This window comes from Hydrogenophaga sp. GW456-12-10-14-TSB4, from assembly GCF_059424305.1.
The window spans coordinates 18,984-39,902 of record NZ_JBWKZH010000016.1 but is presented as its reverse complement, the minus strand read 5'-3'; the positions used below and the strand labels follow the sequence as shown (position 1 = coordinate 39,902).

At 69.8% G+C, this 20,919-nt stretch carries 18 protein-coding genes; 13 read left to right on the top strand and 5 right to left on the bottom strand.

Features of this window, described 5'->3' with window-relative positions; translation table 11 throughout:
• The first annotated feature begins 99 nt into the window (after window positions 1-99).
• The 4 genes from AC07ZS_RS10435 (at window position 100) to AC07ZS_RS10420 (ending at window position 4,000) form a co-directional block, all read left to right on the top strand.
• A complete protein-coding gene (locus AC07ZS_RS10435) occupies window positions 100-570 on the top strand; it encodes a TRAP transporter small permease (RefSeq protein ID WP_494798571.1) in 471 nt (156 codons plus the stop codon).
• Window positions 567-1,886 carry a TRAP transporter large permease gene (locus AC07ZS_RS10430; RefSeq protein WP_494798531.1) on the top strand — a complete coding sequence of 440 codons (1,320 nt, stop codon included), beginning with the start codon at window positions 567-569 and terminating at the stop codon, window positions 1,884-1,886. The genes AC07ZS_RS10435 and AC07ZS_RS10430 overlap by 4 nt, the downstream gene beginning before the upstream one ends.
• 6 nt (window positions 1,887-1,892) lie before the next feature.
• Window positions 1,893-2,885, top strand: a complete 993-nt coding sequence (locus AC07ZS_RS10425) for a Bug family tripartite tricarboxylate transporter substrate binding protein (RefSeq protein WP_494798530.1) — start codon at window positions 1,893-1,895, stop codon at window positions 2,883-2,885.
• Between the two features lie 143 nt (window positions 2,886-3,028).
• Window positions 3,029-4,000, top strand: a complete 972-nt coding sequence (locus tag AC07ZS_RS10420; RefSeq protein WP_494798529.1) for an AEC family transporter — start codon at window positions 3,029-3,031, stop codon at window positions 3,998-4,000.
• Here the strand turns inward: AC07ZS_RS10420 and AC07ZS_RS10415 are convergent.
• The gene (locus AC07ZS_RS10415; protein WP_494798528.1) at window positions 3,997-4,893 is read right to left on the bottom strand and encodes a LysR substrate-binding domain-containing protein; all 897 of its coding nucleotides are present in this window, start codon (window positions 4,891-4,893) and stop codon (window positions 3,997-3,999) included. The two genes, AC07ZS_RS10420 and AC07ZS_RS10415, sit on opposite strands and share 4 nt — an antisense overlap.
• A 129-nt stretch (window positions 4,894-5,022) precedes the next feature.
• On the opposite strand from AC07ZS_RS10415, the gene AC07ZS_RS10410 reads away from it, so the two are divergent.
• The 8 genes from AC07ZS_RS10410 to AC07ZS_RS10375 are packed head-to-tail and all read left to right on the top strand — an operon-like array spanning window position 5,023 to window position 11,362.
• Complete coding sequence (locus AC07ZS_RS10410; RefSeq protein WP_494798527.1) at window positions 5,023-5,724, top strand: substrate-binding domain-containing protein; 702 nt, start codon at window positions 5,023-5,025, stop codon at window positions 5,722-5,724.
• 34 nt (window positions 5,725-5,758) lie between these two features.
• A complete protein-coding gene (locus AC07ZS_RS10405; RefSeq protein WP_494798526.1) occupies window positions 5,759-6,793 on the top strand; it encodes an amidohydrolase family protein in 1,035 nt (344 codons plus the stop codon).
• A gap of 10 nt (window positions 6,794-6,803) precedes the next feature.
• A complete protein-coding gene (ligK, locus tag AC07ZS_RS10400) occupies window positions 6,804-7,487 on the top strand; it encodes a 4-carboxy-4-hydroxy-2-oxoadipate aldolase/oxaloacetate decarboxylase (protein ID WP_291116996.1) in 684 nt (227 codons plus the stop codon).
• A 9-nt stretch (window positions 7,488-7,496) separates the two neighbouring features.
• Window positions 7,497-8,429: an amidohydrolase family protein gene (locus AC07ZS_RS10395; RefSeq protein ID WP_494798525.1), complete on the top strand. Its 933-nt coding sequence runs from the start codon at window positions 7,497-7,499 to the stop codon at window positions 8,427-8,429.
• A gap of 2 nt (window positions 8,430-8,431) precedes the next feature.
• Window positions 8,432-8,857, top strand: coding sequence for a protocatechuate 4,5-dioxygenase subunit alpha (ligA, locus tag AC07ZS_RS10390; RefSeq protein WP_494798524.1), 426 nt, complete (start codon window positions 8,432-8,434; stop codon window positions 8,855-8,857).
• Between the two features lies 1 nt (window position 8,858).
• Window positions 8,859-9,725 carry a class III extradiol dioxygenase subunit beta gene (locus AC07ZS_RS10385; protein ID WP_494798523.1) on the top strand — a complete coding sequence of 289 codons (867 nt, stop codon included), beginning with the start codon at window positions 8,859-8,861 and terminating at the stop codon, window positions 9,723-9,725.
• A 1-nt stretch (window position 9,726) separates the two neighbouring features.
• Window positions 9,727-10,686, top strand: a complete 960-nt coding sequence (locus tag AC07ZS_RS10380; protein WP_494798522.1) for a Gfo/Idh/MocA family oxidoreductase — start codon at window positions 9,727-9,729, stop codon at window positions 10,684-10,686.
• Between the two features lies 1 nt (window position 10,687).
• A complete protein-coding gene (locus AC07ZS_RS10375) occupies window positions 10,688-11,362 on the top strand; it encodes a class I SAM-dependent methyltransferase (protein ID WP_494798521.1) in 675 nt (224 codons plus the stop codon).
• Between the two features lie 4 nt (window positions 11,363-11,366).
• Here the strand turns inward: AC07ZS_RS10375 and AC07ZS_RS10370 are convergent, their stop codons facing one another.
• Window positions 11,367-12,191, bottom strand: coding sequence for a class I SAM-dependent methyltransferase (locus tag AC07ZS_RS10370; protein ID WP_494798520.1), 825 nt, complete (start codon window positions 12,189-12,191; stop codon window positions 11,367-11,369).
• A gap of 89 nt (window positions 12,192-12,280) precedes the next feature.
• Between AC07ZS_RS10370 and AC07ZS_RS10365 the strand changes: the two genes are divergently transcribed.
• The gene (locus tag AC07ZS_RS10365; RefSeq protein ID WP_494798519.1) at window positions 12,281-13,246 is read left to right on the top strand and encodes a class I SAM-dependent methyltransferase; all 966 of its coding nucleotides are present in this window, start codon (window positions 12,281-12,283) and stop codon (window positions 13,244-13,246) included.
• On the opposite strand, the gene AC07ZS_RS10360 is transcribed toward AC07ZS_RS10365, so the two are convergent.
• From AC07ZS_RS10360 to AC07ZS_RS10350, 3 genes are read right to left on the bottom strand one after another with little or no spacing between them, the layout of a single operon-like run.
• Window positions 13,191-14,045: a class I SAM-dependent methyltransferase gene (locus AC07ZS_RS10360; RefSeq protein WP_494798518.1), complete on the bottom strand. Its 855-nt coding sequence runs from the start codon at window positions 14,043-14,045 to the stop codon at window positions 13,191-13,193. The genes AC07ZS_RS10365 and AC07ZS_RS10360 overlap by 56 nt on opposite strands.
• The gene (locus AC07ZS_RS10355) at window positions 14,042-19,033 is read right to left on the bottom strand and encodes a glycosyltransferase (RefSeq protein WP_494798517.1); all 4,992 of its coding nucleotides are present in this window, start codon (window positions 19,031-19,033) and stop codon (window positions 14,042-14,044) included. Before AC07ZS_RS10355 ends, AC07ZS_RS10360 begins: the two co-directional genes overlap by 4 nt.
• A gap of 10 nt (window positions 19,034-19,043) precedes the next feature.
• Window positions 19,044-20,882: a glycosyltransferase gene (locus tag AC07ZS_RS10350; protein ID WP_494798516.1), complete on the bottom strand. Its 1,839-nt coding sequence runs from the start codon at window positions 20,880-20,882 to the stop codon at window positions 19,044-19,046.
• Between the last annotated feature and the right edge of the window lie 37 nt (window positions 20,883-20,919).

Below are 20,919 nucleotides of genomic sequence, written 5' to 3'. Positions count from 1 at the left end.
CCCCCCCCCCCCCCCCCCCCGCCACTGAGTGACCGATTCGCTTTCGCTGTGCTCGGCGGACGTGAATTGGTCGTTTTTTTGAAGGTGACAAGTTTGAAAGTGCTGTCTTTACTGGCCAGGTTCTGTGCCATCCTGGCCGGGGTTCTGCTCACGGTGATCACCCTGATCACCTGCATCAGCCTGATCGGCCGCAACACCATCGGCACCACGCTGGTGGGTGACTACGAATTGACCGCCGTCACCGCCGGCGCGGCGATCGCGCTGTTCATGCCCTGGTGCCAGCTCAAGCGCGAGAACATCATCGTCGACTTCTTCACCGCCAAGGTGTCCGAAGCCGGCGTTGCGCGCCTGGACCGCTTCGGCAGCCTGCTGCTGGGCCTGCTCATGTTCGCGCTGGCCTGGCGCACGGCCATCGGTGGCATGAGCGCCTACGCGTCGCAGACCACCACGATGATGCTGGGCTTCCCGGAGTGGATCACCTACGCCTTCATGGTTCCGCCCTTCATCCTGACGGGCTTCATCGCCCTGTACCAGGTGTTTTTCGGTAATTTTTCGGAGCAGGGCGAATGAGTTCTTTGAGTCTCGCAGGGATGATCTTCGCAGTGATGCTGGTCCTGATGGCGATCCGTGTGCCGATCGCCGTGTCGATGTTTGCCGCCGGCACCTTCGGCTACATCTACCAGGTGGGCCTGCCGCCTTTCTTCAACAACCTCAACGGCATGGCGTTCGCGCGCTTCGCCAGTTATGACCTCTCGGTCATTCCGCTGTTCATCCTGATGGGCAACTTCGCCACCCAGGGCGGCATCTCCAAGGCGCTGTTCCAGTTCGCCGCCGTGGTCATGGGCCGCTTCAAGGGCGGTCTGGCCATGGCCGCCGTGCTGGCCAGCGCGGGCTTCGGCGCGATCTGCGGTTCGTCGGTCGCCACGGCCGCCACCATCACCTCGGTGGCCTTGCCTGAAATGAAGCGGCATGGCTATTCGGGCCGTCTGGCCACCGGCACGCTGGCCGCTGGCGGCACGCTGGGTGTGCTGATCCCGCCGTCGGTGCCGCTGGTGATCTACGCCATCCTGACCGAGCAGAACATCGCCAAGCTGTTCGCTGCGGCCATGGTCCCCGGCATCATCGCCATGTTGGGCTACATGATTGCCATCGCGGTCTATGTGCGCCTGGTTCCTGGGCACGCGCCCGAGCACGATGCCAACGAGCAGAAGCTCACGCTGCAGGCCCTGATGGGCGTGCTGCCCATTGCGATCGTGTTCCTGATCGTCTTCGGCGGCATCTACGGCGGCCTGTTCACCCCCACCGAAGGCGCGGGTGTCGGCGCGGCCGCCACCTTCGTCGCGGCCCTGTTCAAGCGCGAGCTCACCTGGGCCAAGGTCAAGCTGTGCTTCTACTCCACGGCGGCGGCCAGCGCGATGATCTTCATGATCTTCATCGGCGCCGACCTCATGAACTCGGCCCTGGCCCTCACGCAGGTGCCCGCGCAGCTGGCCTCCGTCATCCAGGGCTGGGACGTCTCGCCCCTGATGGTGGTGGGCGGCATCCTGCTGTTCTACGTGGTGCTGGGCGCGGTGATGGACGAGCTCTCCATGATCCTGCTGACCATCCCGATCTTCTTCCCGGTGGTCATGGGCCTGGACTTCGGCATGCCGCAGGAATCGGTGGCGATCTGGTTCGGCATCATGGTGCTGATGACCGTGGGCTTCGGCCTGCTGGCACCGCCCGTGGGCCTGAACGTGTACGTGGTCAACGGCATGGCCAAGACCGTGCCCATTGGCGAAAGCTACCGTGGCGTGATGCCTTTCCTGGCCAGCGACGTGATCCGATCGATGCTGGTGCTTTTCTTCCCGGCCGTGTCTCTCTGGCTGGTTCAATTCGTGGGGTAATTTGACATGACGACATTCCTGAATCTCCGCCGCCGCACCGTGATGGGTGCGGCCCTGGCCACGGCCGCCTTGGGCCTGGCCCTGCCCGCCGCGGCGCAGTCCGCCTTCCCGTCCAAGGGCCTGCGCATCGTGGTGCCCTTCGGTCCCGGCGGCGTGGGTGACCTGACCGCGCGCATCGTGGCCGAGAAGCTGACCAGCCAGCTCGGTCAGCCGGTGGTGATCGACAACCGCCCCGGCGCCGGTGGCGTGGTGGCGGCCGAGTCGGTGGCCCGCTCCGAGCCCGATGGCCACACCATGTTCCTGATGTCCAACGGCACGGCCGTCACGGCCAGCCTGTTCCAGAAGCTGCCGTTCGACACCATCAAGGATTTCACGCCGGTCTCCACGCTGGGCTACTTCGACATCGCCGTCGTGGTGCCCGCGAGCTCGCCGCACAAGACCCTGGCCGAGCTGGTGAACTTCGCCAAGGCCAACCCCGGCAAGATCAACATCGGCAGCATCAACATCGGCAGCACCCAGCACCTGGCGGCCGAGCTGTTCAAGAGCACGGCCGGCATCGACGCGCAGATCGTGCCCTACAACGGCTCGCCCGCGCTGATCGGCGCCATCCGCGGCCAGCAGGTCGATGTGGCGGTGGAAATCCTGGCCCCGGTGCTCACGCAGATCCAGGGCGGCGCACTGCGCGCGCTGGCCGTGACCGGCGAGAAACGCTCCATCGTGCTGCCCGAGGTGCCCACGGCGGTCGAGGCCGGCGTCAAGGACTACATCGCCTCGTCGTGGAACGCGCTGGCCGTGCCGGCGAAGACGCCGCGCGCGGTGGTGGAGCGCCTGAACAAGGAAATCGCCACGGCGGTCGCCGATCCCGGCGTGCGCGAGAAGCTGCGCAACCTGAACATCGACGCCCGTTCCAGCACGCCCGAGCAGAACGCGGCCTTGCTGGCGTCCGACATCCGCCGCTGGAGCGGGGTGATCGAGAAGGCCAAAATTCAGAAGCAGTGATCGGAGCACCCCCCGCCGCGCTGACGCGCGTCCCCCCTGAAGGGGGGCATGCCCTGCGGCCCGGCGAAGCCGGTTCCGCGGGCATTCTGGATCGGTCCTCGCGCGCCGGCTGATCCGTTTCTCTTCCCTTTCTCCTTTTTCCCGTGCTCGATATCCTGGCCATCACTGGGCCGATCTACCTTTGTATCGCGCTCGGTTTTGCGGCGGTGCGCTGGCGCATCTTCAGCGCGGCGGACATGCGCGTGATGGGCAAGTTCGTGATCCAGTTCGCCTTGCCGGCGTTGCTGTTCAATGCGCTGGCATCGCGGCCCCTGGCCGAGTTGTTGCAGCCAGCCTACCTGCTGGCTTTCGGTGCGGGTTCGGTGGTGTGGCTGTTGATCAGCCTGTGGGGCGCACGCCGCCTGCAGAAGCGCTCGCTGACCGAGAGTGCCTACACCACCATGGGCATGACCTGCGGCAACAGCACCTACATCGGTTATCCGGTGGTGCTGTTGGCGATCGGGCCGCTGGCCGGCGTGGCGCTGGCCATGAACCTGCTGGTGGAAAACCTGATCAAGCTGCCGTTCCTGATGACGTTGGCCGATGTGGGCGCGTCGGAGAAGGCGCGCTCGTCCTGGCAACATGCCCTGCACGAGACGCTGCACCGCCTGGTGCGCAACCCCATGATCGTCGCCATCGTGCTGGGCTTCGTGGTCGCGCTGCTGGGCTGGCCGATGCCTTCGGTGATCTCTCGCACCGTCAACCTGTTCGGTGCGGCCAGCGGCGGTCTGGCGCTGTTCATCATCGGCGGCACGCTGGTGGGCCTGCAAGTGCGCGGCCTGCGCCGGCAGGTGGCGCAGATCACGATCGGCAAGCTGCTGTTGCATCCCGCTGCGGTGTGGGCCACCGTGATGCTGCTGCCCCTGATCGGCCTTCCCGCGCTCACCGGCGAATTGCGCGCAGCCGTGGTGCTGTCGGCCGCGATGCCCATGCTGGGCATCTATCCGCTGCTCGCGCAACGCCACGGCCATGAAGGCTTTGCTGCCGCCGCGTTGCTGGCGACCACCGTCGCGTCATTCTTCACCCTCAGCGCCATCCTCTGGCTGATGCGCCACAGCGCAGGCTGGCTGGGCTAAGCCTCCACCAGCTTTCTGATCAATTCCAGCGTGGTCTGCTGCGTGAGCGTGGCGGGCCGCTGCGAGCTCACGGCCAGGCACAGGCGGGTGCGCAGCGGCGGGTCACTCACCGGGCGCATGCGGTAGGCCGAAGGCCGGATCGAGCTGAGCACGGCGTTGCGCGAGAGCAGGGCGGCGCCGGCACCGTCGGCCACCAGGTCGAGGATGGCCGAGACGCCGTCGATCTCCAGCGCGATGTGGGGCCGGCAGCCGATGTTGGCCATCTCGGTTTCCACGTGCATGCGGATCGCGTTGGGCCGGCTCGGGATCACCAGCGGCAGCTCGGCCACCTCGCGCAGCGGAATGGCCAGGGGCGGCGGGTCTTCGGGCAGGCCGGGCGGGCGCGGTTCCACCAGCACCAGTTCCTCGTCCTTCAGCGGGTGGATCTCGAGCTCGGGCGAGGGCTGCGCGTTGTAGAGCACGGCGATGTCCAGCCGCCCGGTCACCAGCGACTCCTGCATGGTCATGGACAGGCCTTCGCTGATCGACAGGCTGGCTTGCGGCAGCTGCTGGCGGAAGGCGCGCGTGAGCGGCACCGTGAGCACCCGCGCCAGGCTGGGCGGCAGGCCGATGGCCACCCGCCCGGCAAGCGCGCCGCGCACCCGGCCCAGCTCTTCGCGCGCGCGCTCCACCTGGTGCAGGATGCCGCGCCCGTGCGCCAGCAGCAGCTTGCCGGCCTCGGTGGGCGTGGCGCCCCGGCCGTTGCGCACCAGCAGGTTCTGCCGCAGCTCCACCTCCAGCAGGCGCACCTGCCGGGACAGTGCCGGCTGCGCCACGTTCAGCGCCATGGCGGCGCGCGTGAAGCTGCCGAGTTCGGCCACGCGCACGAAGTATTCAAGTTGTTTCAGGTCCATGGCATCGCCCGTGTTGCAGCCCCCATCATAGTTATGTGATTTTGTTCTAGCTGCTAGCCGCGACTGTGACTTTTCTTGAGAGGTGGTGGGGGTCACAATGCGCACTTCTTCACGAGTCCCGTCCATGGCATGAGCACCGAGACACAACCCACCCTCCAAGGCATTTCGTCCATGGCCACCCGCCAGGTGCTGGCCGAGCTGGGCGCGGCATTCGAGCAGCGCTCGGGCTGTGCGGTGGCGATCGAGGCGGTGGGCGGTGTGGACGCGGCCAAGCGCGTCGCCGCCGGTGAACGCTTCGATGTGGTGATCCTCGCGTCCGACGCGATCGACAAGCTGAGCGCCGCCGGCCACCTGCAGGCCGGCAGCCGCGTGGACCTGGTGCGCTCCAGCGTGGCGGTCGCGGTGCGCGCGGGCGCGCCCGTGCCCGACATCGCTTCCGAAGCCGCGCTGAAAGCCGCCGTGCTCGCGGCGCGCAGCCTCAGTTACTCCACCGGTCCCAGCGGCGTCGCGCTGGCCGCGCTGTTCGAGCGCTGGGGCGTGGCCGATGAGGTGCGTGCGCGCACCGTGCAGGCGCCGCCCGGTGTGCCGGTGGGCACGCTGGTGGCGCGCGGCGAGGTCGAGCTGGGCTTCCAGCAGCTCAGCGAGCTGATCCACGTCGAAGGCATCACCCTGGTGGGCGGCATGCCGCCCGAGGTCGAGATCACCACCATCTTCTCCGCCGGCCTGCCCGCCGACGGACCGCAGGCCGCGCGCGTGCGCGCCCTGCTCGAATTCATGACATCCCCCGATGCCGAGGCGGCCAAGCGCCGCCAGGGCATGGAACCCGCCTGAACCCACCGAACGTCCACACAGAGGAGCCCGACCCATGAGTCTCATCATCGATTGCCACGGCCACTACACCACCGCCCCCAAGGCGCTGGAAGCCTGGCGCAACCAGCAGATCGCGGGCATCCAGGACCCGGCGCTCATGCCGAAAGTTGCCGACCTGAAGATCAGCGACGACGAACTGCGCGAGTCCATCGAGACCAACCAGCTCAAGCTGATGAAGGAACGCGGCAGCGACATCACGCTGTTCTCGCCGCGCGCGAGCTTCATGGCGCACCACATCGGCGACTTCAACGTCTCCAGCACCTGGGCCGCGATCTGCAACGAGCTCTGCTTCCGCGTGAGCGAGCTGTTCCCCGACCACTTCGTGCCGGTGGCGATGTTGCCGCAGTCGCCCGGTGTCGATCCGAAGACCTGCATCCCCGAGCTGGAGAAGTGCGTCAAGGAATACGGCGCGGTCGGCATTAACCTCAACCCCGATCCGTCGGGCGGCCACTGGACCAGCCCGCCGCTGACCGACAAGCACTGGTACCCCATCTACGAAAAGATGGCCGAGTACGACCTGCCGGCCATGATCCACGTGAGCACCAGCTGCAACGCCTGCTTCCACACCACCGGCGCGCACTACCTCAACGCCGACACCACCGCCTTCATGCAGCTCATCCAGGGCGACCTGTTCAAGGACTTCCCGACGCTGAAGTTCCTGATCCCGCACGGCGGCGGCGCGGTACCCTACCACTGGGGCCGTTTCCGCGGCCTGGCGCAGGAAATGAAGAAGCCGCTGCTGGACACGCACGTGATGAACAACGTGTTCTTCGACACCTGCGTCTACCACCAGCCCGGCATCGACCTGCTCAACACCGTGATCCCGGTGAAGAACGTGCTGTTCGCCAGCGAGATGATCGGCGCCGTGCGCGGCATCGACCCGACGACCGGCAACTACTACGACGACACGAAGCGCTATATCGAGGCATCGAAGATCCTGAGTGCGGACGACAAGCACCAGATCTACGAAGGCAACGTGCGCCGCGTGTTCCCGCGCCTGGATGCGCGTCTCAAGGCCAAGGGCCTGTAAGGAGTTTCACATGTACGAACTGGGCGTTGTCTACCGCAACATCACCCGCGCCGACCGCGCGGCCGCCGACGGCCTGGCCGCACTGGGCTCGGCCACCGTCCACGAGGCCATGGGCCGCGTGGGCCTGCTCAAGCCCTACATGCGCCCGATCTATTCGGGCCAGCAGGTCAGCGGCACCGCCGTCACCGTGCTGCTGCAGCCCGGTGACAACTGGATGATGCACGTGGCCGCCGAGCAGATCCAGCCCGGCGACATCGTGGTGGCCGCCGTCACCGCCGAGTGCACCGACGGCTACTTCGGCGACCTGCTCGCCACCTCGTTCCAGGCGCGCGGCGCCCGCGCGCTCATCATCGACGCCGGCGTGCGCGACGTGAAGACGCTGCAGGAGATGAACTTCCCGGTGTGGAGCAAGGCCATCAGCAGCAAGGGCACCATCAAGGCCACGCTGGGCTCGGTGAACATCCCCATCGTCTGCGCCGGCATGCTGGTGACGCCGGGCGACGTGATCGTGGCCGACGACGACGGCGTGGTCTGCGTGCCCGCCGCGCGCGCCGCCGCCACGCTGGACGCCGCGCGCAAGCGCGAGAGCTTCGAGGGCGAGAAGCGCGCCAAGCTGGCCAGCGGCGTGCTGGGGCTGGACATGTACAAGATGCGCGAGCCCCTGGCCGCCGCCGGTCTCAAGTACATCGACTGAAAGAACGACATGAGCAAACCGACTTCCGGTGACTTCACCAAGACCGCAGGCTGGCTCGACTGGTACACCGGCCCGAGCAAGCCGCGCTTCCAGCTGCCCGCCGGCGCCGTGGACGCGCACTGCCACGTGTTCGGCCCGGGCGCCGAATTCCCCTACGCGCCCGAGCGCAAGTACACGCCCTGTGACGCCAGCAAGGCGCAGCTGTACGCGCTGCGCGACCACCTCGGCTTTTCGCGCAACGTGGTGGTGCAGGCCACCTGCCACGGCGCCGACAACCGCGCCATGGTCGATGCCTGCATCTCCAGCGGCGGCAAGGCGCGCGGCGTGGCCACCGTCAAGCGCAGCGTCTCCGATGAAGAGCTGCAGCAGCTGCACGCCGCCGGCGTGCGCGGTGTGCGCTTCAACTTCGTCAAGCGCCTGGTGGACTTCACGCCCAAGGACGAGCTGATGGAGATCGCCGCGCGCATCCAGAAGCTGGGCTGGCACGTGGTCATCTACTTCGAGGCGGTGGACCTGCCCGAGCTGTGGGACTTCTTCACCGCGCTGCCTACCACCGTGGTGGTGGACCACATGGGCCGCCCCGACGTGAGCAAACCGGTGGACGGCCCCGAGTTCGAGCTGTTCCTCAAGTTCATGCGCCAGCACCCCAACGTGTGGAGCAAGGTGAGCTGCCCCGAGCGCCTGAGCGTCACCGGCCCCAAGGCCCTGGACGGCGAACAGGCCGCCTACCAGGACGTGGTGCCCTTCGCGCGCAAGGTGGTCGAGGAGTTCCCCGACCGCGTGCTCTGGGGCACCGACTGGCCGCACCCCAACTTGAAGGACCACATGCCCGACGACGGTCTGCTGGTGGACTTCATTCCGCAGATCGCGCCCACGGCCGAGCTGCAGAAAAAATTGCTCGTCACCAACCCCATGCGCCTTTACTGGCCCGAGGAGGTCTGACCATGGCTCTGGACAAACCCTATCTGGACGTGCCCGGCACGACCATCTTCGACGCCGAGCAGAGCCGCATGGGCTACTGGCTCAACCAGTTCTGCATGAGCCTGATGAAGGCCGAGAACCGCGAGCGTTTCAAGAAGGACGAGCGCGCCTACCTCGACGAGTGGGCCATGACGGAAGAGCAGAAGCAGGCCGTGCTCGCGCGCGACCTGAACTGGTGCATCCGCCTGGGCGGCAACATCTACTTCCTGGCCAAGATCGGTGCCACCGACGGCAAGAGCTTCCAGCAGATGGCGGGCTCCATGACCGGGATGACCGAAGAGGAATACCGCAACATGATGGTGGCCGGCGGCCGTTCGGCCGACGGCAACCGCGTGATCGGTGAAGACGGCGACGCCCAGGCGCACCGCCAACCCCAGGGAAAGCACTGACATGGCAAGAATCACCGCATCCGTCTACACCTCGCACGTCCCGGCCATCGGCGCCGCGCTCGATCTCGGCAAGACGCAGGAGCCGTACTGGCAGCCGGTCTTCCAGGGCTACGAGTTCGGCAAGCAGTGGATGAAGGACAACAAGCCCGACGTGGTCTTCCTGGTCTACAACGACCACGCGACCGCGTTCAGCCTGGACATCATCCCCACCTTCGCCATCGGCACCGCCGCCGAGTACCAGCCGGCCGACGAGGGCTGGGGCCCGCGCCCCGTGCCCAAGGTCATGGGCCACCCGGCGCTGGCCTCGCACATCGCGCAGTCGGTCATCCAGCAGGACTTCGACCTCACCATCGTCAACAAGATGGACGTGGACCACGGCCTGACCGTGCCGCTCTCGCTGATGTGCGGCCAGCAGGACCCGGTCAAGGGTGCCTGGCCCTGCCCGGTGATCCCGTTCGCGGTCAACGTGGTGCAGTACCCGGTGCCCAGCGGCCGGCGCTGCTACAACCTGGGCAAGGCGATCGCCAAGGCGGTGGCCAGCTACGACGAGGACATCAACGTGCACATCTGGGGCACGGGCGGCATGAGCCACCAGCTGCAGGGACCGCGCGCGGGCCTCATCAACAAGGACTTCGACAACGCCTTCCTCGACAAGCTGATCAACGACCCCGAGGCCGCCGCCAGCATCCCTCACATCGACTACGTGCGCGAAGCGGGCAGCGAAGGCATCGAACTCGTGATGTGGCTGATCGCGCGCGGCGCGATGGCCGATGCGGCCGGCGGCCCTGCGCCGAAGGCCGTGAACCGCTTCTACCATGTGCCCGCATCCAACACGGCCGTTGGCCATCTGATCCTGGAGAACAACTGATATGACAAAGACCATCAAAGTCGCACTCGCCGGTGCCGGCGCCTTCGGCATCAAGCACCTGGACGGCATCAAGAACATCGACGGCGTCGAGGTGATCTCGCTGGTCGGCCGTGAGCTGGACAAGACGAAGGAAGTGGCGGCCAAGTACGGCATCGGCCACGTCACCACCGAGCTGTCCGAGTCGCTCGCGCTCAAGGAGCTGGACGCCGTCATCCTCTGCACGCCCACGCAGATGCACGCCGAACAGACCCTGGCCTGCCTGAACGCCGGCAAGCACGTGCAGGTGGAGATCCCGCTGGCCGACAGCCTCGCGGGCGCGCAAGCCGTGGTGGAGCTGCAGAAGAAGACCGGCCTGGTGGCCATGTGCGGCCACACGCGCCGCTTCAACCCCAGCCACCAGTACGTGCACAACCAGATCCAGGCAGGCAAGTTCAACATCCAGCAGATGGATGTGCAGACCTATTTCTTCCGCCGCACCAACACCAACGCGCTGGGTCAGGCGCGCAGCTGGACCGACCACCTGCTGTGGCACCACGCTGCGCACACCGTGGACCTGTTCGCCTACCAGGCCAACAGCCCCATCGTGCAGGCCAACGCCGTGCAGGGCCCGATCCACCCCGCGCTGGGCATCGCCATGGACATGAGCATCCAGCTCAAGGCCGCCAACGGCGCGATCTGCACCCTGTCGCTCTCGTTCAACAACGACGGCCCGCTGGGCACCTACTTCCGCTACATCGGCGACACCGCGACCTACATCGCGCGCTACGACGACCTGTTCAACGGCAAGGAAGAACAGATCGACGTGTCCAAGGTGGCCGTGAGCATGAACGGCATTGAGCTGCAGGACCGCGAGTTCTTCGCCGCGATCAAGGAGGGCCGCGAGCCCAACTCGAGCGTGGGCCGGGTGTTCGCCTGCTACCAGGTGCTGCACAAGCTGGAGCAGCAGCTCAACGCGGCCTGAGATGCACCCCAGCGCGTTCGAGCACGGCCGCCTGTTCTTCGACACCTACCTGAGCCCGCAGTCCGCACCCACGGTGCTCGACATCGGGTCTCAGGACGTGAACGGCTCGCTGCGCGCGCTGGCGCCGGCGGCCAGCCACTACATCGGTGTGGACTTCGCGCCCGGGCGCGGGGTGGATGTGGTGCTCGACGACCCGTACCACCTGCCGTTCGCCGACGGGAGCATCGACGCCGTGGTCAGCAGCTCCTGCTTCGAGCACATCGAGCTGTTCTGGCTGAGCTTCAACGAGGTGCTGCGGGTGCTCAAGCCCGAGGGCCTGTTCTACCTCAACGCGCCGTCCAACGGCGACTTCCACCGTTACCCGGTGGACTGCTGGCGCTTCTACCCCGACGCCGGCGGTGCGCTGGTGCGCTGGGGCGTGCGCTCAGGCCACCGGCCGGCCCTGCTGGAGTCGTTCACCGCCTACCAGCAGCTCGACGTGTGGAGCGATTTCGTGGCGGTGTTCGTGAAGGACGAGGCCTGCGTCGAGCGCCACCCCGCGCGCGTGCTCGACCGGGTGGGGCGCTACATGAACGGCCGGCGGTACGGCGTGGAGGGCATCCTGTGCCCGCAGGACCACACCGAAGAGGGCGAGCGGCTGCGCCGCCTGACCGGCCACCCCCAGGGCCTGGGCTGATCGTTCAGGTGGTCTTGCGCAGCCACAGGCTGCCGCCCGTGTTGAGCAGGCAGGCCGGCATGTGCGCGGCGAAGAAATCGCGGTGGAAGTGGGCCATGTAGGTGTTCATCAGCAGCACCTCGAAGGCGCTGTTGTACTGAAGAAAGGCCCGCATCAGGTAGGCCTCGTTCCAGGCGCGGCCTTCGTAGATCCATTCCTTCGGGTACTCGAAGGGATAGAAGATGTCGTGCAGGTGGATCACCACGCCTGGCGCCAGCGCCGGCAGGATTTCAAACAGCAGACGGTTGACGTCGCTGCCGATCTTGCCCACGTGCGTGGAGTCGATGAACAGCACGTCGTTGGCGCGCAGCTGGGTGAACACCGCCAGATTCACCGCCTGCAGCGGCTGGGCCAGCACGGTCGTGGTGGCCAGGTCTTCGGGGCGCAGCAGCGACTGCAGCAGCTGCGGGTAGGGGTCGATGAAAGTCAGGTGCATCGACGGGTCCAGGAAGTGCTGCCGCGTGTCCAGCGTGACGCACGAGGAATGACCCGACCCGACCTCCACCAGGCGTTCAGGCCGCAGGGTGCGCAGCATGCAGTGCAGCATGATCGCGTCGGAGTAGCTGTAGGCCGGATTCAGGTAGTGGTAGCGCAGCCCGGGCCGGGGCTCGTCGCCAAACGGAATGTCGGGGTAGAGCGCCGCGAAGCCGTGCAGCAGCGCCAGCTGTTCGGGCTCGCGCAGGTCGATGCCGGGCAGGGTGGTGGGTGGCGCGCCGAACAAGCGGGCCTCCTGGCGCCGGACCTCGTCCAGGTCGGGCAGGGGCGAGTAGTAGTGGCCGGGAGGGAACATGGTGATGGTGGTCTCCGGTGCGATGGCATTCGGGCGGGCAAATTCTATCGAGCACACTATGGGGATCTGCTGTCTTGACGAGGATCCGTGTGATTGCTTCCGAAGCGCTGGACGCCAGCGCCACCGCCCAGCTCGACGCCGCCTGGGGCGACCCGGCCACCTGGACCGAGCACGGCCTGCACTGGACCCACCTGCCGGCCGTGAGGGCCCGCATCGCCGAGAGGGTCTCGGGCGACCCGGACATCGAACCGCTGGAGTGGTTCTTCCGCCAGGCGGCCGCCGAGCAAGCCTTGCCGCTGCGGCGGATTCTGGTGCTGGCCTGTGGGGCGGGCTATGTGGAGCGCGCCGCTGTGAGCGAGGGCTGGGCCGCCTCGGCGGTGGCCATCGATCTCTCTTCCCGGGTGCTGGCGCGCGCGAGCGCGCAGGCCCAGGCCGAGGGGCTGGCCATCGAGTACCACCACGCCGACATGAACCGGCTGCCCATGGGGCAGGCGCCCTTCCTGCCCGGGAGCTTCGACGCCGTGCTGGGCGTGGCCGGTGTGCACCATTGCAGCGACCTCGAGCGCCTGTACGCGGACGTGGCCACGCTGCTGGCGCCTGGTGGCTGGTTCTATCTCGACGAGTACGTGGGCCCGGACCGCTTCCAGTGGCCGGATGCGCAGCAGCGCCACCTCAACGCCTTGCTCGACCTGTTGCCACCGCGCCTGCGTTGGACGGCCAACGGCCAGCTCAAGGCCAACGCGCGCCGCCCGAGCGTGGAGGAGGTGATCGCCGTGGATGCCAGCGAAGCGGTGCGCTCGTCCGAGTTGCTGCCGCTGCTGTCGGCCCATTTCGAGGTCCAGACGGTGCGGCCCTATGGGGGCTCGCTGTTGTACCTGGTGCTGGGGAGCATCGCGCAGAACTTCGCGTCGGCGGCCGAAGCGCCGTATCTGGATGCCTTGATGGAAGCCGAGGACGAGCTGCTTCGCGCGGGCCAGATCGATCACGACTTCGCCTGCGTCATCGCGCGGCCGCGGCCTGCCGCAACCAGCGCCGCATCGCCTCGGGGTCGTTGAGGCCCAGGGCCAGCACGCGCGAGGGCGCATTCAGGGCGGCGTCGGGCGGCAAGCGGGCGCAGCTCTCGCGGATCGCGGCGCGCCGTTCGCTCAGGCGGGTGTTCGACGGGTCCAGCCCGGTCACCACGGTGAGCCCCGAGGGCGCGGTGGGCAGGGTGACGAGGCGCAGGTCGGGCCTCAGGGTGCGCAGGCAGGGCACGATCTTCCAGCCGTCGCCGGTGTGGAAACCGGTGCGGTGTTCGCGGCCGGCGGTCTCGGCAGTCAGCGGCACGGTGTCGTGCAGCAGCAGCACGGCGCCCGGCGCGGCCAGGCGCTCGGCGCCGATGACGTCGTCGAGCACGGTGTCGAAATGGTGGTCGCCGTCGATGAAGGCGAGGTCGAAGCCGGTGTCGGCGAGGCCGCTGTTCTCCGGGACGGCGGCGAAGAACGCGGCGCTGGTGCATCGGTGCAGCTGCGCCGGCCCCGCGCAGCGGCTCAAGGGGTCGCCCTTGGGCGCGGGGTCCACGCCGATCACCCGCGTGTTCGGCCCCGCCAGCGCCAGCGTGTGGCCATGCTCCACGCCCAGTTCGAGGTAGACGCGCGGCTTCAGGTGCTGGTGGAACCAGGCGAGCCAGTGGCGGTAGTCCGGCCCGGGCCAGCGCAGGCGGGCCAGGGCCACGTGCACGCCGGGCAGGTTGGGTTCCTGCGCGAGGGCGTCCCACAGCACCGCTTCGGCGGCGCTGTCCGCACCCTCGGCGCGCAGGCGCCGCCAGCGGCGCAGGGCCGAGGTCTCCAGGGGGTGCACCGGGGCGGCGCTCACGCGGAGCCTTCCAGCACGTGCCGCAGCCGTTGCCCAAAGCGCTGCGGGGCGTAGCGCTCGGCGCATTGCTGCCAGGCGGCCTGCTGCTGCCGGTGCCACAGGCCGTCGTCGTGCAGCAGGCGCGCGATGCCGTCGGCGAAGCTGCGCGCGTCGCGGCCGGCCTGGATGTCGATGCCCTCGCGCCAGCCGAGCTGGCGCACCAGCAGGGCCGAGGCGGCGACCGGGATGCCGTGCGCCGCGGCCTCGATCACCTTGGCGGGCACACCGCCGGCGAAACGCACCGGCGCGATGAAGACCCGCGCGCTGTCGTACAGCGGCTCCAGCGCGTCGCGCGGGCCCAGCACCTGCACGTCGTCACCGGCCAGCGCCATGACCCGCGCCGAGCGGTTGATGCCGACGACGGAGAGCACCGGGGGGTGCGGCAACCGCGCGCGCAGCAGCGGCATGACCTGTTCGATGAACCACACCAGGCCGTCCTCGTTGGGCGTGTCGGGGTGCAGCGCGCCCACGAACAGCAGGCCGCTGCGCCCGGCCAGTCCCGGCGCCTCGCGGCGCACGGCGATGCTGTGGCTCAGCAGCGTGACGCGGTGGCCGGCCGCCTGGAAGCACTGGGCGTCGCGCTGCGACACCACCATCACGTCGCTGGCGCCACGCGCCAGGGCGATTTCGCGCGCCAGGTGCGCCTGCGCCGCCGCCCGGGGCATGGGCTTGCCGCGCACGCCGGCCTCGGCGATCTCGCGCAGTGCGAACAGGGCTTCGGCGTCGTAGACCAGCCGCATGCCGGCGAAGAGCTCGGGCCGGCGCGCGCGCAAGGGCTGCAATGCCCGAAGGTTGGGCGGGCGGCTGACCAGCAGCACGTCGTACACACCGCGCCGGCGTTCAAGAAAGTCCTCCAGCCGCGCCAGGCCGTGGTGCAGCACCACTTCGACGCTGGAAGGCAGCGAGGCGTGCACCTCGCGCCAGTCGTCGTCGGTCTGCCACAGCGGGAAGAAGCTCACGGGCCAGTCGCGCAGGGCCTGCAGCATGTGGCGCGCGCGCGGCAGGCCGCCGCCCTTGACCATGTGGGGCACTTCGTTGTCGATGACGAGCACGCGCGGGCGGCGCGGCTGGTCTTCGGGCGAGCGCCAGCGGTCGCCGTCGAGCCGGGGCGCCATGGGGTAGGGGCGGTCCTGCAGCCAGTCGGCGTAGCGCGCCTGGAAGCGCGCGCGGTTCGCGCGCATGCGCTGGCCGGCTTCGTCGCCGGGGGCGCTGCCCCATTCCACGTGTTCGACCAGCACGCCGGGCTCGACCACCACGCGAAAGCCGGCGCGCCACACGCGCAGGCAGAAGTCGGCGTCTTCGTAGTAGGCCGGGGCGAAGGCTTCGTCGAAGCCGCCGAGCATGCGCCACAGCGGCGCCGGCACGGCCAGGAAGACGCCGGAGACGTAGTCGGTGGCGCGGCTGGTCATGGCGGCGGGGCAGAAGGGATCTTCGTCGCGCCCGATGCCGTGCGCGTTGCCGTCGCGGAAGATGAGGTTGCCCACTTCCTGCAACCCGCCCGCGCTGAGCACGATGCGCCCGCCCAGCGCGCCGACGGCGGGGTCGGCGTCGAGCCGGTCGCGCGCGGCCTGCAGGGCGCCTTGCTGCACGATGGCGTCGTTGTTGAGGAACACCAGGTGGCGCCCGCGCGCCAGGGCCGCGCCCTGGTTGGCGGCCAGCAGGAAGCCGGTGTTGTCGGCGTTGATCACGGTCCGCGCGCCCGACACGCGCGCGAGCAGCTGGGCCGTCTCGTCGCTGGAGGCGTTGTCGATGACGATGGTCTCGAAGGACAGGCCGCGCTGGTCGGCCAGGGCCTGCAGCGTGCGCCGCGTCAGCCCGGCCTGGTTGTAGAGCACCACGACGACGGAGAGGTCGGGCACGGTGTCCGGGGCGGGTTCGGGCAGGGCGATGAGGCTGCCGGGCTGGTCGAGCCAGACCTGCAGCGCGCGGCGCGCCTGGGCGCGCAGTCGGGTCTTGGGGTCGGCGGCGAACAGGCCCGGGTCGGCGCTGGCCACGGCCTGCGCGCACAGGGCTTCGATCTGGCGGGCCACGCGCCGGCCGTCGGTCAGCGGTGCGTCGAGCAGGCGCGCGCGCAGCGTGGCGCGGTGTTGCGCCAGGGCCGCCGTGTCACCGGCCAGGGCCGCGGCGATGTCGACGAAGCGCTCGGGCGTGTCGGCCACCCAGGTCTGCAGGCCGAGGGCGTCCAGGATGGCATGGCCCTGGCGCGCGCCGGCGCGGTCGCCGCTGAGCGTGACCACGGGCACGCCCATCCAGAGCGGGTCGAGCAGGCTGAGGCCGCCGTTGCCGGGAAAACTGTCGAGCACCAGGTCGATCTGCTGGAACCACAGCAGCAGGTCTTCGTAGGGGCGTGGCGGGTCGAAGCTCACGCGTTCGCTGGCCAGACCGTGGGCGTTCAAGGTGGCGAGGATGCGCGCGCGCTGCGGCCAGTCGTGTGCCATCTCGCCGACGAAGCGCAGGTGTGAGCCGGGCACGGCCGCGACGGCGCGAGCCCAGGCTTGCAGGCTGGCTTCGTTCAGGCGCAAACCGCGCGCGACCACGCCGAAGGTCACCGCGCCGGTGCGCTGAACGGGGGGGGGCAGCGGCGCCGGGGCGTGCGTGGGCGGGTCCCAGCACCACTGGCCGCCGTCCAGCCGCCACAGCGCCTCTTCGTGCTGCGCCGCGTGGGCGTCGGGCACGGCCACGGCGTCGCACAGCAGGGCGTCGAACAAGCCACCCGCCGGGCCCCAGCAGCCCAGCCAGCCGACCTGCAGCGGCGCCAGCCGCCGCACCAGGGCCTGCAGCACCTCGAACTGGCCTTCGAACGGGTGCAGGCCGCCGGCGTCGATGACGACGTCGATGCGGTTGGCGACACAGGCGCGCGCCAGCTCGGGCGGGTCCAGCGGTTCCTGGTGGATGTGGGCGGGCAGGCCGGCCATGGGCCGGTGCGCGAAGAGGAAGACCTCGGCGGCCAGGGGATCGTGGCTGGCGAGCACGCGGCGCAGCAGGCGTTCGTGCAACTGGCCCGCGAGGTAGGCGATGCGGGGGCGCGCGCCGGGCCGGCGCGGCAGGTCGGGGCGCTGCCAGGGGTGCAGGCCCGAGCGCAGCTTGAGATCGCGAAACACGTGCCGCGCGGCCTCGGCCAGGCTGTCGCGGGTGGCGGTGGCCGACAGCGACTGGGCGTAGAGCGCGGCGCTGGCGAGCCAGGGGTCTTGCGGGAAGTCGTGCGCGGCGGCCCGCGCCAGCCGCAGCAGGGCGTCGTGACCATGGCGGGCCGTGCCCTCGGCGATCGCTTCCCGGTAGGCGGCGCGCCGGTCGGCGTGCGGCACCAGGGCCAGCGCGGCGGGCGCACCGGCGGCGCCCAGGCCGTGCAGGCGCAGCAAGGCCCGCACGGGCTCGGCGCCGCGCTCGCGCCCGACGATCAGTTCGCGGCACAGCGCCACCGCGCGCTCATGTTCGGTGGGGGTGGACGCGGGGTCTTCGCCCAGCAGCCGCGCCCGCAGCAGCCGCCCTGCCGCGTCGTCCGGGCACAGGCGTTGCAGGGTGTCGAGCGTCTGGTGGCCCAGCGCGAAAGCACCGCTGCGCAGGCAGGCTTCGGTCAGTTCGCGCAGGGGGACGGGTTGGTCCGGCGCCAGCTCGCAGGCATGCAGGAACGCCAGGCGGGCTGCGCCGAAGCGTCGCCCGTCGAGAAGGATCCAGCCGAGCTGGCTCAGGCTGTCGGCGTGTTCGGGTTGCAGTTGCAAGGCGGTTTCGATGGCGCTCTGGGCCTCGTCCAGCCGCTGTTGCCGGTAGCGCACCTGGGCCAGCGCGCGCCAGGCCGGCGCGCTGGCCGGGTCCTGGGCCACGGCCGCCTTCGCGTGCAGGGCGGCGGGGGCCAGGTCGTTGGCGGCGGCGAACACGAACGCCGCCTGCACCCGGGCCTGGTGCTCGTCGGGCCGGTGCCGCAGCAACTCGCGCACGGCGCCGCTGGCGGTGGCCAGGTCGCCCTGGTCCCTGGCGATCCAGCCCAGCAGGCGCAGCACCTCGGCTTCGTCGCTGCCGGCCCGCGCGGCGCGCGCGAGCGCGCGCCGCGCCAGCGTCCAGTGGCGGCGCTGCGCGTGCACCTGCGCCAGCACCAGCCAGGCGTCGGCGTGGCGCGGGTGGGCCCGCAGGCTCTGCAGCAATTGCTGCCGCGCGGTCTCGATGTGCCCGAGGTCGAGCTGCACGCGGGCCATCAGGGCCCGCGCGGGCAGGCAGTCCGGCTGGCTGGCCAGGACCTGCATCAGCAGCCATTCCGCGTCCACCGGGCGCTGCCACTGCACCTGGATCTGTGCACGCCGCAGCAGGGCGTCCCAGCGACCGAGGTCGCGCTGCTGGACTTCGTTGAAGCTGCGGTCGGCGGCTGGCAGGTCGCCCGCGCGCTGCTGCAGGGCGCCCAGCAGGTGCCAGGCGGGGGCCTGGTCGGGAAAGGCGTCGACCAGGCGGCGCGCCACCTCGACGGCGCGGTCCAGGTGGCCGTGTTCGCACTCCCAGTCCGCCAGGGTGGTCAGCAGTTCGGGGTCGTCGGGGTGGCGGGCGAGGCCATCGGCCAGGCAGTCGGCCGCGCGCGCGGCCTGCCCCAGCGCCACCAGGCATTGCGCGCGGGACAGGTGCAGCTGCACCTGCTCGGCCGCGTCCCAGGGGGTGGCCGCGATGGCTTGTTCGTACAAGGCGAGCGCACGCTCGGGTTCGCCCTGGCGCTGGCGCAGCAGGCCCAGGCAGGCGAGCAGGGGGGCGTGGTCGGGCGCGCGCTCGCCAGCGGCGAGCAGCACGTCTTCGGCGGCCACCAGGTGGCCTGCGTGGATCAGGAAGTGGCCGAGCGCGGCGGCGGCCTGCGGTGTTGGCGCGTCGGTGTGGGCTTGCAGCGCCAGGTGCAGGGCGGCGTCGTGCTGGCCGGCACGGAAGGCCTGCCAGGCCGAGCCGAGCAGCGCGTCGGTGCCGGCGGGGTCGTCCATGCTCAAGCGCTCACACCCCGGGTCGTTCGGCCACCACGGTGAACAAGGGCACCATGCGGTCGAGCCCGGGTTGCCGTTGCTCGTGCAGGCTGACCCGCGCCTCGGTGAAGCCCAGCAGACCCAGCGCGGAGACCATGTACTGCGGTGTGAACTGCCACCAGGTGTCGACCTGTGGCACGTCGCGGTGCGGTTTCAGTTCCACCAACGGCCGCGGGCCGAGCGAGGCGTCGTAGGCGTCGGTCACGATCATGGTGCGGCGCGTGCGCCGGGCCACGCTCTGCAGCATGTCGAAGGGGCGGCGGCAGTGCAGCAGCACGGCGGCGAGCAGACCGACGTCGAAGGGACCGCAGTCCTCGGGCAGGGCGTAGGGATCGCCCTCGATCATGCGCACTCGGGAGTGGCGCTGCTGGTGAACGTACCAGAACGAATTGCGCACGCCTTCGATGTGGTGGGAGAAGGACTCGCGCCAGTTCGGGTCGAAGCCCTCGAGCGGCACCACGTCCCACAGGTGCGACATGGGCGGCTCCAGGCAGGTGACCTGGGCCCCGGCGGCTTCCATGTGGAACGACAGGAAGCCGCTGGCCGGCCCGATCTCGAGCACCGAGCGGCCCGCGAAGTTCACATCGCCCAGGTACTGGGCGGTGTTGGGGCGCAGGTCCCATTGACCACTGACCTCCTCGCCGTCGGCGAGGGTATACGAGTGGTAGAACATGCAGTCTTCGCGGCGCGGCTGGCGCGGCGGGATCTCGTGCACGGCGGGTGCGCTGGTCACGGATGGCGGTGCGGCGGTCTGGCCCGTCACGGGCTCGCGCCCGCCCGTCTGCGCGGCGTGCAGTTGCAGCAGGCCCAGCAGGCGCGCCACGGTGGTGGTGGTGCCGGCCACGTGCGCCGCGCCCAGGCGCCGCGCGGCATCGCGCTCGGCGGTGGCGAAGGGGTCGTAGAGGCGGCGCAGCGCGGCGGCCCATTCGGCGACGGGGGCGTGCGGCTCCAGCACCGCGCCGCCGTCACCCACCAGTTGCGGCAGCGCGCCACGGCGGCTGGCCAGCACCGGCAGGCCGTTGAGCTGGGCCTCGACCACGGCGCGGCCGAACGACTCTTCCCACACCGACGGCATCAGCAGCACGCGCGACTGGCCGTACACCTCGTGCATGGCCGCGCTCGGGCCGCGCCATTCGATGTTGCCCAGCCGTGCCGCGCGGGCCTGGCAGTGGGCGCGCCAGTGGGGGTCGAGGTGCCAGCTCTCCATCACGAGGAAGGGCAGCTCGGGGCAGGCCGCCGCCAGCTCGAACATCCGCTCCACGCCCTTGATGGGCGTGGGATTGACGAACAGCACCTTGTCGCCGGTGCCCGCCGCCAGGTAGTCCTGCGGCGAGACGACGGGCGGGATCACCGCGCAGTCGAGGCCGTAGAGGTCGTGCCAGCGCTGGGCGGTGAAGTCCGAGTTGGCCAGGTACAGCAGGGACGGGTCGGCCACCAGGTGCCCGCCGAGCTGGCTGGTTTCGACGTTGTGCAGGTAGACGGCGGTGGGCCGCCCGGTGTCCAGGGCGGCCAGCACCACCGGGGTCAGGGTGGTGCCGTTCTGGACGACGATGACGTCGGCGTCGAAGCGGGTCGCGGTGGCGGCCAGATCCCGCGCCGGCCGGGGCGAGCGCAGCACCGGGTAGCCCAGGCTGTCGTCGCGCGTGGCGGGGGCGTCCGTGTCATCGGTGGGGGCGGTTCGCTGGCCGCAGAGCACGGCGGCTTCGGCGCCCATGGCACAGATCGCCAGGCACAGGTCGTGGGTGGTGGTCTGCAGGCCGCCGACGATGTCGGGCAGGTGCGGGTAGGTGGAGACGAACAGGACGCGCATGGTGGCGGATCAATGCAAAAAAGACCGGCGGCTGCGC

What these genes read in the sequence shown, in the direction of transcription:
- AC07ZS_RS10430 (WP_494798531.1), top strand. Translation starts at nt 567, where the DNA reads ATGAGTTCTTTGAGTCTCGCAGGGATGATCTTCGCAGTGATGCTGGTC.
- AC07ZS_RS10425 (WP_494798530.1), top strand. Translation starts at nt 1,893, where the DNA reads ATGACGACATTCCTGAATCTCCGCCGCCGCACCGTGATGGGTGCGGCC.
- AC07ZS_RS10415 (WP_494798528.1), bottom strand. Translation starts at nt 4,893, where the DNA reads ATGGACCTGAAACAACTTGAATACTTCGTGCGCGTGGCCGAACTCGGC.
- AC07ZS_RS10410 (WP_494798527.1), top strand. Translation starts at nt 5,023, where the DNA reads ATGAGCACCGAGACACAACCCACCCTCCAAGGCATTTCGTCCATGGCC.
- AC07ZS_RS10405 (WP_494798526.1), top strand. Translation starts at nt 5,759, where the DNA reads ATGAGTCTCATCATCGATTGCCACGGCCACTACACCACCGCCCCCAAG.
- ligK (WP_291116996.1), top strand. Translation starts at nt 6,804, where the DNA reads ATGTACGAACTGGGCGTTGTCTACCGCAACATCACCCGCGCCGACCGC.
- AC07ZS_RS10395 (WP_494798525.1), top strand. Translation starts at nt 7,497, where the DNA reads ATGAGCAAACCGACTTCCGGTGACTTCACCAAGACCGCAGGCTGGCTC.
- ligA (WP_494798524.1), top strand. Translation starts at nt 8,432, where the DNA reads ATGGCTCTGGACAAACCCTATCTGGACGTGCCCGGCACGACCATCTTC.
- AC07ZS_RS10385 (WP_494798523.1), top strand. Translation starts at nt 8,859, where the DNA reads ATGGCAAGAATCACCGCATCCGTCTACACCTCGCACGTCCCGGCCATC.
- AC07ZS_RS10380 (WP_494798522.1), top strand. Translation starts at nt 9,727, where the DNA reads ATGACAAAGACCATCAAAGTCGCACTCGCCGGTGCCGGCGCCTTCGGC.
- AC07ZS_RS10375 (WP_494798521.1), top strand. Translation starts at nt 10,688, where the DNA reads ATGCACCCCAGCGCGTTCGAGCACGGCCGCCTGTTCTTCGACACCTAC.
- AC07ZS_RS10370 (WP_494798520.1), bottom strand. Translation starts at nt 12,191, where the DNA reads ATGTTCCCTCCCGGCCACTACTACTCGCCCCTGCCCGACCTGGACGAG.
- AC07ZS_RS10355 (WP_494798517.1), bottom strand. Translation starts at nt 19,033, where the DNA reads ATGGACGACCCCGCCGGCACCGACGCGCTGCTCGGCTCGGCCTGGCAG.
- AC07ZS_RS10350 (WP_494798516.1), bottom strand. Translation starts at nt 20,882, where the DNA reads ATGCGCGTCCTGTTCGTCTCCACCTACCCGCACCTGCCCGACATCGTC.